11 protein-coding genes are annotated in these 13,184 nt (G+C 35.9%); all 11 read left to right on the top strand.

All coding sequences use genetic code 11. The features are described from left to right. The first annotated feature begins 351 nt into the window (after positions 1–351). The 11 genes from mraZ (at position 352) to BN3107_RS12230 (ending at position 13,179) form a co-directional block, all read left to right on the top strand. Positions 352–783, top strand: coding sequence for a division/cell wall cluster transcriptional repressor MraZ (gene mraZ / locus BN3107_RS12280; protein WP_058307915.1), 432 nt, complete (start codon positions 352–354; stop codon positions 781–783). 25 nt (positions 784–808) lie between these two features. Then, positions 809–1,756: a 16S rRNA (cytosine(1402)-N(4))-methyltransferase RsmH gene (rsmH, locus tag BN3107_RS12275; RefSeq protein ID WP_058307914.1), complete on the top strand. Its 948-nt coding sequence runs from the start codon at positions 809–811 to the stop codon at positions 1,754–1,756. Between the two features lie 24 nt (positions 1,757–1,780). Then, positions 1,781–2,158 (top strand): cell division protein FtsL, encoded by a 378-nt coding sequence (ftsL, locus tag BN3107_RS12270; protein WP_058307913.1) that lies wholly within the window; start codon positions 1,781–1,783, stop codon positions 2,156–2,158. 10 nt (positions 2,159–2,168) lie between these two features. Continuing rightward, positions 2,169–4,352 carry a penicillin-binding protein gene (locus BN3107_RS12265; protein WP_058307912.1) on the top strand — a complete coding sequence of 728 codons (2,184 nt, stop codon included), beginning with the start codon at positions 2,169–2,171 and terminating at the stop codon, positions 4,350–4,352. 79 nt (positions 4,353–4,431) lie between these two features. After that, entirely contained in the window at positions 4,432–6,357 is a 1,926-nt protein-coding gene (locus BN3107_RS12260) for a stage V sporulation protein D (RefSeq protein WP_058307911.1), read from the top strand. A 224-nt stretch (positions 6,358–6,581) separates the two neighbouring features. Beyond that, entirely contained in the window at positions 6,582–8,039 is a 1,458-nt protein-coding gene (locus BN3107_RS12255; RefSeq protein ID WP_058307910.1) for a UDP-N-acetylmuramoyl-L-alanyl-D-glutamate--2,6-diaminopimelate ligase, read from the top strand. A 49-nt stretch (positions 8,040–8,088) separates the two neighbouring features. Continuing rightward, on the top strand, positions 8,089–9,075 hold the full coding sequence (gene mraY, locus BN3107_RS12250; protein WP_058307909.1) for a phospho-N-acetylmuramoyl-pentapeptide-transferase: 987 nt from the start codon (positions 8,089–8,091) through the stop codon (positions 9,073–9,075). Further along, a complete protein-coding gene (gene murD / locus BN3107_RS12245; RefSeq protein WP_058307908.1) occupies positions 9,072–10,418 on the top strand; it encodes a UDP-N-acetylmuramoyl-L-alanine--D-glutamate ligase in 1,347 nt (448 codons plus the stop codon). Before mraY ends, murD begins: the two co-directional genes overlap by 4 nt. An 83-nt stretch (positions 10,419–10,501) precedes the next feature. Beyond that, positions 10,502–11,605: a stage V sporulation protein E gene (gene spoVE, locus BN3107_RS12240; protein WP_058307907.1), complete on the top strand. Its 1,104-nt coding sequence runs from the start codon at positions 10,502–10,504 to the stop codon at positions 11,603–11,605. A 106-nt stretch (positions 11,606–11,711) separates the two neighbouring features. Then, positions 11,712–12,503 carry a cell division protein FtsQ/DivIB gene (locus BN3107_RS12235; RefSeq protein WP_058307906.1) on the top strand — a complete coding sequence of 264 codons (792 nt, stop codon included), beginning with the start codon at positions 11,712–11,714 and terminating at the stop codon, positions 12,501–12,503. Further along, positions 12,493–13,179 carry a DUF881 domain-containing protein gene (locus BN3107_RS12230; RefSeq protein ID WP_058307905.1) on the top strand — a complete coding sequence of 229 codons (687 nt, stop codon included), beginning with the start codon at positions 12,493–12,495 and terminating at the stop codon, positions 13,177–13,179. Before BN3107_RS12235 ends, BN3107_RS12230 begins: the two co-directional genes overlap by 11 nt. Positions 13,180–13,184: the final 5 nt, after the last annotated feature.

Raw genomic sequence — 13,184 nt, 5'->3', positions numbered from 1 at the left:
TCCTTCCACTCCTGCGGGATGTTTTTATCCGAAGATCCACTTTTTAAGCGCACTTTGCTTGAAAAGTTAGCTGAGGAGAAAAACCCGCGGAAAGGGAAGCCAACAAGCCGGAGCGATTACAATGCACATATAATATCTCATAATTACCACTACAATAGTGTCGCATAATCCTGCTTATGTGCATTCAATATGTGTTTTCTAATAAAATATCGGCTAAATATATAGTTGTTATTACAGTGTTTTTCTTTGAGTATTAAAGCGTTTACAATAAAATAGTTATTTTTTTGAAGTTTTAGTGGTGAAAAGTGGGGGAATGTGGTACGATAAAGTTAGAAAGTGGGGTGCTAGGGTATGTTCATGGGAGAATATCAACACAACATTGATACAAAAGGCCGTATTATTGTACCTTCTAAGTTCAGAGATGGACTAGGAGAACAGTTTGTTATAACACGCGGACTTGATCAATGCTTGTTTGCATATCCAATGAACGAATGGCACCAATTAGAGGAAAAACTAAAGAAATTACCCTTAACCAAAAAAGATGCACGAGCTTTCACCCGGTTTTTCTTCTCTGGAGCAGTTGAATGTGAACTAGATAAACAGGGAAGGATAAACATACCAGCGCCTTTACGAAAATATGCAAGCATAGAGAAAGAGTGTGCTGTAATAGGTGTTTCCAACCGTGTAGAATTTTGGGCAGATGATAAATGGAACGATTTTGTAGATGTTTCAGAAGAATCATTTGCAGAGATTGCAGAAAATATGATGGATTTTGATTTATAAAAGACAACAAGATCGGGGTGTGTCCATGTTTGGTCATTACACAGTACTAAAAACAGAAACAGTTGACGGACTTAACATAAAACCTGATGGGATTTATGTTGATTGCACGCTTGGTGGTGGGGGACACTCAGAATACATACTAGAAAAGCTAGAAAGTGGAGGAAGGTTGATTGCTTTCGACCAGGATCAAGATGCAATTGATGCTGCAAGAGAAAGACTACATAAACACGAAGAGAAAATTACATATGTTAAAAGTAATTTTAGATTCTTGAGGGAAGAGTTACAGAAATTAAATATTGATGAGGTGGATGGCGTTTTAATGGATCTCGGGGTCTCCTCTCCACAACTAGATCGTGGGGAGCGAGGGTTTAGTTATCAACATGATGCCCCGTTAGATATGCGCATGAATAAAGATGAAGAAATTAACGCATATGAAATTGTAAATAGTTGGTCTTATCAACAGTTAGTGTCTATCTTCTTTAAATATGGCGAGGAAAAGTTCTCAAAACAAATAGCCCGTAAAATTGAAGCAACAAGAGAGGCTAAGCCAATTGAAACTACCTTTGATTTAGTCGAGGTTATTAAAGAAGCGATTCCAGCGCCTGCTCGCAGGAAAGGTGGACATCCTGCTAAACGAATTTTTCAAGCTATTCGTATAGCAGTAAATGACGAACTACAAGCATTTGAAGATGTTCTAATTCAAGCAGGAAAATCGTTATCTATTGGGGGAAGGATTTCTGTCATTACGTTTCATTCCTTGGAGGATCGTATATGTAAGCAAACCTTTAAAAAATGGAGTACCGTTCCTCCATTGCCAAAAAATATTCCTGTCATACCTGAAGAATATAAACCAGCATTTCAATTAGTTAACAGGAAGCCTATTTTACCATCAGAACAAGAATTAGAAGAAAATAGACGTTCAAGGTCTGCTAAGTTAAGAATTATAGAAAAAGTAAAAATAGATGAAGAATAAATAAAATAGAAGGGTGGAAAAACAATGAGTAGTCAACACGCTAGAGTATGGCAAACAGAAGAACAACAAAGACAAGTTCAACAACCTAAAGTCGTTAGAAAGAAAGTAAAAGTTCAGAAACGATGGGTAACGCGTGGGGAGAAAATAATGTATATTATTTTTGCAGTGGTATTCCTTTCTATTTCTGCTTATATTGTTTCCTTTAGTTCTTCTGTAGACCAATTAAATCGTAATATAGAATCATTGAACACACAAATAGATCAACAAAAAGTACATAATCAAAATTTGGCGTATAAACAAAAAGAACTAAGTCAACCGGATAGAATAATAAAGACTGCAAAAAAGAATGGTTTGGAAGTAAAAAATACCCAAGTGAAACAAGCAACAGAATTAACAGATTAGGTGTTTAATCATGAAAAGTAAAATTACTCAAATAATGCCAACCGTTTGGATGGTGCTTTTTTCAATTGCATTCCTTGTTATTGCAGGAAGGTTCTTATATATTCAAGTTTCTGGAGAGGCCTCAGGGGTTTCCATACAAGAACTAGCTGATCAAAAAAGAACAAATCAATATACAATACCAGCCAGTAGAGGAACGATTTATGATCGAAATGGCATGTCTTTAGCGCAAGAACATGTAGTATATCGAGTTTATGCAATCATTGATGAAACACATACTGCAAACCCGCTAAACCCGAAGCATGTGAAAAATATTGACGAAACAGCCAAAAAGCTAGCTCCTATTCTTGAGCTCGAAGAAAGTGCTGTCGCAGAACGCTTAAATGAAGCAGTTAAGAATGGTAGATTTCAGGTTGAATTTGGTTCTGCAGGTCGTGAATTAAATCAAGAGCAAAAGGATGAAATCGAATCACTTGAATTACCAGGAATAAATTTTATTGAAGAACCTATCCGCTTTTACCCGAATGGTATGTTTGCTTCAAAGACTATTGGTTTAACTGATAAACAGGAAGATCAAATAGTGGGAATTAATGGTGTTGAAGGATACATGAATGACTTATTAACAGGTGTAGATGGGTCTATCTCTTATCAACGTGATAAGTTTAATTTTAAATTATTAAATCCAAAAGAAATAATGAATGAACCAGAAAATGGTGATGATGTATACCTTACCATTGATCAAAAAATACAGACATTACTAGAAGATGCGATGTCGGAAGTAGACGAAGAATATAATCCAGATCGAATGACGGCAGTTGTAATGAATGCAAAATCTGGTGAGGTTCTTGCGCTTAGTAATCGACCAAGTTACAACCCTAATAATCTAGGCGATGTTGATAACTGGTACAATGACGTGATAGCCACACCATTTGAGCCAGGTTCTACTATGAAAATATTTACTCTTGCTTCAGCGATTGAAGAAGGGGTATGGAATCCTGAAGAGACCTTTAAATCTGGCACATATAAAGCAGAAGAATATTCCCGTACTATAGGTGATCATAACCAACATAGAGGTTGGGGTACGATTAGTTATTTGGAAGGGATCCAAAGATCTTCAAATGTGGCAGCAGCAAGGTTAGCGTATGAGAAAATTGGAGCGGAACGTTTTTTAGAATATTTACAAGCCTTTGATTTTGACAAAAAAACAGAAATTGATTTACCAGGTGAAGTTGCAGGACGCATCCTTTATCAATATACAGATGAAAAAGTTACTACATCGTATGGTCAAGGTTCCACCACCACACCTATTCAATTGATGAAGGCTGCTACCGCAATTGCTAACAATGGTAAAATGCTTAAACCTTATATTATTGACAGAACGGTTGATCATGACACCAATGAGGTACTGATGGAAAATCAACCAGAGGTAGTAGGTGAACCAATTTCAGCCCAAACGGCATCAGAGACTTTAAAAGTTCTTGAAACAGTTATAACATCCGAAAAGGGTACAGCACACAATATTTATAATTTAAATGATTATACCGTAGCTGGAAAAACTGGAACTGCTAATTTTGTTGATCCAGAAACAGGTAAATATAAAACCGGAAGAGATAATTATACGTTCTCCTTTTTAGGTATGGCTCCAGCCGATGACCCTGAACTGATTATGTATGTATCTGTTAAAGAACCTGAACTGGAAGTGACAGAATCCGGATCTGCACCAGTTTCATTTATTTTTAAAAATGTAATGGAAAATAGTCTTAGGTTAATGGACATTGCCCCCGATAAGGAAGCAACAGAAGCAGTTCAAGTTGCTGAAATTCCTGAATGGGAAGGTAAAGGTACTGAGTCGTATGTGAATGAGTTAAAAGAGGAAGGCCTCCAACCAATCGTTATTGGTGATGGCGATACGATAACAGATGTAAATCTTGAAGTTGGAACGAAAGTAACCTCTAGAGAAAAGATATTTATCGCAACAGATAATTTACAAATGCCTAATATGGCAGGGTGGTCATTCCGAGATGCCTTATTATTCAAAGATTTTATGGATCTTGATGTAGAATGGCTAGGGAGTGGATATATTGTCAAACAAAGTGTCAAAAAAGGAGAAGCATTTGAAAAAGGCGATTATTTGATGCTGGAATTAAAAGAACCAAACAGTGACCGAGAAGAATCAGAGAGTGAAGAAACATCATAACAATGCCTCACAGTGTTCTATTCGAAATTTCACAATCATATATTGGGACAAACAGTTCTTGACTTAAAGGAGAAATGTTATGAAACGTATTACCAATATGATGGTGCAGCGCAGAATAGTCACTGTGTTTCTTTTTGCCTTTTTGGTTATGGCAGTTATTGTATTCCGACTTGGATATGTGCAATTTATTTGGTCTGATTTTTTAATTGCTCAAGCAGAGGAGTTATGGAGTAGAGATATTGTGTTTGAGCCTGAAAGAGGAAAGATTGTCGATAGGAATGAAGAAATACTAGCAGAAAATATTTCAGCACCTACTGTAATGGTCGTACCAAGACAAGTTATAGAACCAGAAGAAACAGCAAAAGCATTATCTGAAGTACTAGGTATGTCTTATCAAGATGCATTAACTGCCATTACTAAAAATGAACGTATTGTAAGGCTTCATCCAGAAGGTAGAAAAATTTCAGAAGAGAAAGCTATCGCCGTTCAAACTTTAAATTTAGCAGGTGTTTATATCGCAGAAGATTCTATTAGACATTATCCAAATGGAGCATATTTGTCACACGTCCTAGGATTTAGTGGTGTCGATAATCAAGGTTTAACGGGATTAGAACTCTATTATGAAGATTATTTAAGTGGAACCCCCGGGAGTTTATCATTCTATAGTGATGCAAAAGGAAAAAGAATGCCTCAAATGGCTGACAAATACACAGCTCCTGTGGATGGATACAATTTGCAATTGACAACTGATAATCGAGTACAAACGATTATTGAGAGAGAGTTAGACATTGCAGAGGAAAAATATAATCCTGATGGAGCAATTGCGATTGCCGTCAATCCTAAAGATGGCAGTGTTCTAGGGATGTCATCAAGGCCAAACTTCGATCCTGCTAATTATAAAGAATTAAGTGCGGAGGTTTATAATCGTAATTTGCCAATTTGGAGCACCTATGAACCAGGTTCCACCTTTAAAATAATTACTCTAGCAGCAGCATTAGAAGAAGGATTAGTTGACCTATTAGAAGATGAGTATACCGATGATGGTGACATTGAAGTTGGTGGCACACATCTTCACTGTTGGAAAAGTGGGGGACATGGTCATCAAACATTTCTTGAAGTCGTACAAAATTCTTGCAACCCAGGTTTTATTGTTTTAGGCCAGAAACTCGGAAAAGAAAAACTGTTTTCTTATATAGAAAAATTCGGTTTCGGAGAAAAGACTGGAGTTGATTTACAAGGTGAAGCTACTGGTATTTTATTTGATTTAGAAAATGTGGGCCCTGTTGAATTAGCGACAACTTCTTTTGGGCAAGGTGTATCTGTAACCCCTATTCAACAAGTTATGGCTGTTTCAGCAGCCATAAACGGTGGATATCTTTACGAACCTTATGTTGCAAAAGCGTTCTTAGATCCGATAACCGGTGAGGCAATCGAGGAGATGGAGCCAGTATTAAAGGATCGAGTCATTTCAAGTGAAACTTCAAAAGAAATACGTGAAACGCTTGAGTCAGTGGTGGCGGTAGGTACAGGTAGGAGTGCGTATGTCGAAGGATACCGTGTTGGAGGTAAAACAGGAACAGCACAAAAGGTGGGGGAAAATGGTAGATATTTAGAAAACAATCATATTGTTTCCTTTATAGGTTTTGCACCTGCGAATGATCCTGAGATAGTCGTATATGTAGCCGTTGATAACCCAAAAGATGTCGTCCAATTCGGAGGAGTGGTCGCTGCGCCAATTGTTGGTAATATTATTGACGATAGCTTACGAGCTTTAGGTGTACCTAAGCAGGAAGATGGACTTGAAAAAGAATACCAGTGGCCAGACACGCCTTTGGTGGAAGTACCCGATCTGATTGGTTTGAATAAAAAAGAATTACGGCAATATTTATTATCTTTACAAGTGGAGGTAGTAGGTGAGGGGAACTATATAATTGATCAGGCGCCTTCTGCTGGTGAAAAAATAGAAGAAGGAAGTAAAATTAGGCTCGTTTTAGGTAATAAATAGTAATAAATTATTATCGTAAAGTGCTTAAGCTTCTGCTATAATTATATAGTTGTTTTATCAATGTAGAATGTACGTAATACTTTAAAGATTCGAGTTTTACAAAGAAGCTAAGTGGGGGAACGGAAACTAATTTCTAGTTAATGTTCGCGAATTATGTTTTTAGGATCCCTCATTGATCAAATATTTCATTATATGGAATCAATTAATAACGAAAAGGTGAAAAAATGAATGCAAATAAGTTACTAAGTATACTTCCAGAATATAAGTGTGATCAAAAACTAGATAGGATTAACATAAAAAAAATTGAAATGGATCATCGAGAAATTGTGGCTAGTTCTATGTTTATTTGTATTAAAGGTTATACGGTTGACGGTCATCAATTTGCCCAGGCTGCAGCAGACAATGGAGCTACTCTAATTGTAGCTGAAAAAGAATTAGATGTTTCAGTCCCTGTAGTTGTTGTTCCTGATACATCTAGAGCACTTGCTCATTTGGCGAACGAATTTTATCAGCACCCATCCAAGGAATTGAATGTGATTGGTGTTACGGGTACGAATGGTAAAACTTCGGTCACACATATAATTGATGAGATACATCGGTATGTATCACAAAAAACCGCGCTTATCGGAACGTTGCAGATGGTAATAGGAGATCAAAACTATCCCGTGAAGAACACGACACCAGATTCATTGTTTTTACAGAAGAACTTACGGAAAATGGTAGACGAAAATACGGAAGTTGTCACAATGGAAGTATCTTCTCACGCATTAGATTTAGGGAGAGTACATGGTGTTGATGTTGATATAGCAGTATTTACTAATTTATCGCAAGATCATCTTGATTATCATCAAACAATGGACCATTATTTATTTGCAAAAAGTTTACTTTTTTCTCAATTAGGTAATAGCTTTAACCAGAAAAAAATGAAATACGCTATTATTAATCAAGACGATAAAAATGCCTCGTTTTTAAAAAGAGCGACGGCGCAACCTATCCTAACCTATGGTGTGAAAAGTGAAGCAACATTCCAAGCAACAGAAATAGAGTGGAAGGCAAGTGGTGTCTCATTTAAAATGCTCACTCCAGAAGGTGTTGTGGAAATTGACAGCAAATTAATGGGAATGTTTAGTGTTTATAATATTTTGGCTGCAGCAGCGGCTTCTTATGCCTCAGGAATTACGTTAACTGATATTCAAACGGTATTAAATCAAACAACAGGTGTAAAAGGACGCTTCCAGCCTGTGGAACATCAACATGACTTCAGTGTCATTATCGATTATGCTCATACTCCAGATTCATTGGAAAATGTGTTATCGACGATTCAACGTTTTTGTCAAGGTGACATACATGTGGTAGTAGGTTGTGGCGGTGATCGTGATCGTCGCAAAAGACCTCTGATGGCAAAAGTAGCTTGTCAATATGCCGACTATGCCATTTTCACATCCGATAACCCACGTTCTGAATCGCCTCAATCAATTATTGATGATATGGTAGAGGGAATAAGCTTTCAGAATTATCAAGTACAATTAGATCGAAAAAATGCAATTCAACAGGCCATTCAACAAGCGAAAAAAGATGATGTTGTGCTTATCGCTGGTAAAGGTCATGAAACATATCAAATAGTTGGAGATAATGTTTTAGACTTTGATGATGAAAAAGTAGCACTTGAATTTCTAAAGTAAATATAAAGAAACGACGCACCATTCGGATAGGAGATTGGAGAGAGAATAGATGAATGAATATACATTTTTAATTACAGTAGCGATCGCATTTTTGATTACTGTTCTACTATCCCCGATTTTAATTCCTTTTCTTAAAAGATTAAAATTCGGTCAGAGTATCAGAGAAGAAGGACCAAAATCACACCAAAAAAAATCAGGAACTCCTACCATGGGGGGAGTAATGATCATACTTAGTGTAACCATCACAAGTATATTAGTGATTGCGCGAATAAACCAAGGTGGATTAGGTTATGAGATCTATTTATTATTGCTTGTTTTAATTGGTTTTGGATTATTAGGATTTTTAGATGACTTTATTAAAGTAGTCCTTAAGAGAAATTTAGGTTTAACTTCCAAACAAAAACTGCTTGGGCAAATTGTGATTGCAGTTATTTTTTACATTGTATTATTACAGCAAGATTTTTCAACGAGCCTTGAGCTACCTGGAACCTCCATTTCATTTGATTTAGAATGGTTTTACCCTATCTTTATCATTGTTATGTTAGTTGGAGCATCTAACGCAGTAAATTTAACAGATGGATTAGACGGTTTATTAGCCGGAACAGCAGCTGTTGCGTTTGGTGCATTTGCTATTTTAGCGTGGTATGGGACTCCTGATTTAAATGTTACATTATTTAGTTTGTCTGTTGTAGGGGCTTTATTAGGCTTTCTGGTATTTAATGCCCATCCAGCTAAAGTCTTTATGGGTGATACAGGATCGTTAGCACTTGGTGGCGCTATTGCAGCTATAGCAATTTTATTAAAATTAGAAATCCTATTAGTTATTATTGGTGGCGTATTTGTTATCGAGACTTTATCCGTAATGATTCAAGTCATTTCTTTTAAAACTAGAGGTAAACGGATATTCTTGATGAGCCCACTTCATCATCATTACGAATTAAAAGGTTGGTCAGAGTGGCGTGTTGTCACGACCTTTTGGGCAGTGGGGGTATTATTCGCTATATTAGGCATTTATATTGAGGTGTTATCATCATGAGAAACTTAAAAAACTTTCCATTTCAAAGAGTGTTAGTTTTAGGGTTAGCAAAAAGCGGGACAGCTGTAACCAAATTGTTATTCGAAAATGGTATTGACGTTACAGCAAATGATTTAAAGGCCTCGGAGGATAACGAGAACGTACAGGACCTACGTTTTTTAGGGATTCCTGTAATTGTTGGGGAGCATCCACTCGAATTAATTGAGAATGTCGATGCGGTTATCAAAAACCCTGGTATACGTTATGAAAATATTTTAATAGAAAAGGCAATCGAAAAAGATATTCCAGTGTTAACCGAAATCGAGTTAATTGCATACTTTGGAATTGAACAACTAGTTGCGATAACAGGTTCAAATGGAAAAACAACAACGACAACATTAATCTATGAAATGTATAAAAAAGCAGACGTTCCTGCAAGTTTAGCAGGTAATATTGGTCATGTAGCCTCTGAAGTAGCAGCACAGATGGAAAATGATCAAACAATGGTGGCCGAATTATCTTCGTTTCAATTACTAGGGATTGATCGTTTCAAACCAAAAGTAGCGGTACTTTTAAATATTTTTGAAGCACACTTAGACTATCATCACACATTAGAACATTATCAAAATGCCAAAGCTAATATCTTTAAAAATCAAACAAGTCAAGACGTGCTTGTCTATAATTATGATGATGAAAGGGTTGCGAGGATCGTCACGAAAGCATCTTCAAGATTAGTACCATTCAGCCGAAAGCAAAAACTATTGAATGGAGCATATTGTAAAGATACTGCCATTTATTTCAAAGAGGAAAAAATAATTGATCTTGATTCTATTGCTTTAGTCGGTGAACATAATATTGAAAATATCTTAGCAGCTATTGCCGTAGCGAAAAGCGAAGGTATATCCAATCAAGCGATTTGTGAAGTGCTAACCACGTTTACCGGTGTAACTCATCGCTTGCAGTTTGTAAAAAGAGTTAATGGCATAGCCTTTTATAACGACTCAAAAGCAACCAATATTTTAGCAACTCAAAAAGCTTTGTCTGCATTTCAACAACCTACTATTCTATTAGCGGGTGGTCTTGATCGTGGAAATGAATTTGATGAATTAGGTGAAGTAATGAAAAATGTTAAAGCACTTGTATTATTTGGAGAATCAGCACCGAAGATAGAAAAAGTAGGAAAAAATATTGGTATCGAGACGATTCAATCGGTTGACTCAATGGAACAAGCGGTTCAAGAGTCTTTTCGTTTATCAGAAGAGGGTGATGTTGTTCTACTCTCTCCAGCTTGTGCGAGTTGGGATCAATATAAAACATTTGAAGAGAGAGGCAACATGTTTATGGAATCTGTGCATAAGTTATAATAGAGGGGCTTGTCTATTATAATACGCAGATACCTTTATTCGTAACTAGCCCCTAATTCACAAAAGAATTTGGGGGTTTTTTTATGCAATCAATCGTGAAAGATCATAAACCTGATTATTTATTAATTGCGATTATATTAGTTATTTTGGCAATAGGAACGCTAATGGTATATAGTGCTTCTTCCGTTTGGGCACTATATAAATTTGATGACTCTTTATACTTTTTGAAGCGACAATTACTTTTCGCAGGTGTTGGAGTTTTTGCCATGTTTATGGTTTCCAAAATTCCTTACTTTCAATGGATAAAATATCGAAAATGGATCTTTATCCTCTGTTTTTTGCTGTTAATTGCGGTCCTTATACCAGGTGTCGGAATGGTAAGGGGAGGAGCGAGAAGCTGGATTGGGGTCGGAGCTTTTAGCATCCAGCCGGCCGAATTTATTAAACTTGCATCCATTATGTTCCTAAGCGGATTTTTAGTTAATCATCAAGACAAAATAACAGAGTTTAAAAAAGGATTCTTACCACCGTTATTTTTTACGTTGCTTATTTTTTTATTTATCATGCTGCAACCTGATTTAGGTACTGGTATGGTGTTCTTATTAACTTGTTTTCTTCTTATTTTTGTAGCAGGTGCAAAAATCATTCATTTTCTCTTTCTAGCGGGATTCGGATTTATTGGATTTTTATTACTTATTATATCAGCCCCTTATAGAATGAATCGAATAACCGCCTTTTTAGATCCATGGCAAGATCCTTTAGGAACAGGTTTTCAAATTATTCAATCTTTATATGCAATAGGTCCTGGTGGTTTATTCGGAGTCGGTTTCGGTAATAGCCTACAGAAATACTTTTATTTACCTGAACCACATAATGATTTTATTTTTGCAATTATTGCAGAGGAATTAGGCTTTATCGGTGCGGGTTTTGTAATTTTATTATTCTTCCTATTTATTTGGAGGGGGATCTTAACGGCAGTTTACGCGCCAGATTTGTTCGCCAGATTATTAGCAATCGGTATTGTAAGTATGATCATGATTCAAGTGATGATCAACATCAGTGTTGTCATTGGATTAATACCTGTAACTGGAATTACCCTTCCTTTTTTAAGTTATGGAGGATCGTCTTTAACATTAACACTATGCTCAGTGGGGATATTAATCAATATTAGTAAATATAAACAATAAACTTGGGAGATTTGGATGATTACTTACGACTACTTACTGTGATATAATTTAAACTAGACAGCATACAATATTTAGTAACCGGATTAATAGAAAAGGAAGTTTTTTTATGGTACAAAAAAGAGTAGTTTCAATTGAAGATCGTATTCCAAAGCTAAAAAATGAAAGACGCAAAAAAGCAAATAGAAAGTTAATATTTTATTTGCTAATCTTTTTTGTATTAATCTTTATTGTTGTTTATTTACAATCACCAATGAGTTATGTGAAAAATGTGAAAGTAACTGGATTGAATTGGGTTGAGAGAGAAGAAATTATTCAACTAAGTGAAATAGAAAAAAATACTAACTTTTGGGGTGTTAATTCGAATGGCATGGAACAAGCGATTATTTCGCATCCACAGGTCACAGCAGTAGATGTCTCTAAATCATTCCCTAATACTATTGTCATAGAAATTGATGAACTAAGTCATATTGGGTATGTGGATATTGACGATAAATTGCACCCTATTTTAGAAAATGGAGATTTATTAACAGAAGTTAATTGGTCTACAGTAACCGGAGATGTTCCATTAATATTAGGATTTGAGGATGATCATTATTTACAGGAATTATCAGAAGAAATAGCAAGTTTATCAACCTATGTCTCTGTATTAATTTCTGAAGTACATTGGATTCCTTCCGATTCTAATCCATATAAAATTAAGCTTTATATGACAGATGGACAGCAAGTGGAGTCCTCTATTAGAAATTTATCTTCTACTTTAAATAGTTATCCCTCTATTGTTACACAGTTAGATCCAAAGAGTGAGGGTGTCATTAAGATTGATGAAAGTGGGGCTGTTTTTACTCCGTATAAAGTAGAAGAGCAGGAGGAGGATATGGTAGAAGAGGATGAAGAGTAAACAATTAATATTTGCTTTTGTATTTATGATACTAGGTTTTTTATTAACCTTTAGTTATCAACATACAAAGTCAACTGTAGAGATTGTACAAGTTAATGACCAAGAATGGGAAAGGGATTATTACTATCGAAAACAACTGATTGATATGGAAGAAAAGAATAAACAACTGAGAGGTGAACTCAATAACATTCGGCAAGAGGTTCAACAAACGGAACAAGAATTAGCAAATGGAGCAGATCAATTAAAAGACCTTGTGGATACAAAGTCAAATCTTCAAAAATTAACAGGTGAATTGCCGATTGTTGGAGAAGGAGTATCCATTACATTAAAGGATGCAAGTTATATTCCTACTGAAGATCACGCAAACCAGTATATTGTTCATGACCGGCATATTCATGAGACGGTGAACGAACTATATAGTGCAGGTGCCAAAGCAATTGCTATAAATGGTCAAAGAATATACCGTGATAGCTACATCTCATGTATTGGCCCAGTGGTTTCAGTTGATGGGACTGCTCATCCAGCCCCATTTGTTATTTCTGCCATTGGAGACCAGGAAATATTAGAAGTAAGCGTAAATTTAAAAAATGGCGTAATTGATATGCTTGTCCAAGATAATATTGAGGTAACTATTGAAAAAGAAGCAAATATTGAAATGTTCGCAAAGGATATGTGAGAGAA

The organism is Gracilibacillus massiliensis, from assembly GCF_001458115.1.
GTDB classification, from domain to species: domain Bacteria; phylum Bacillota; class Bacilli; order Bacillales; family Amphibacillaceae; genus Gracilibacillus; species Gracilibacillus massiliensis.
Note: the sequence above shows the minus strand (reverse complement) of the source record. Positions and strands in the feature narration are given on the sequence as shown.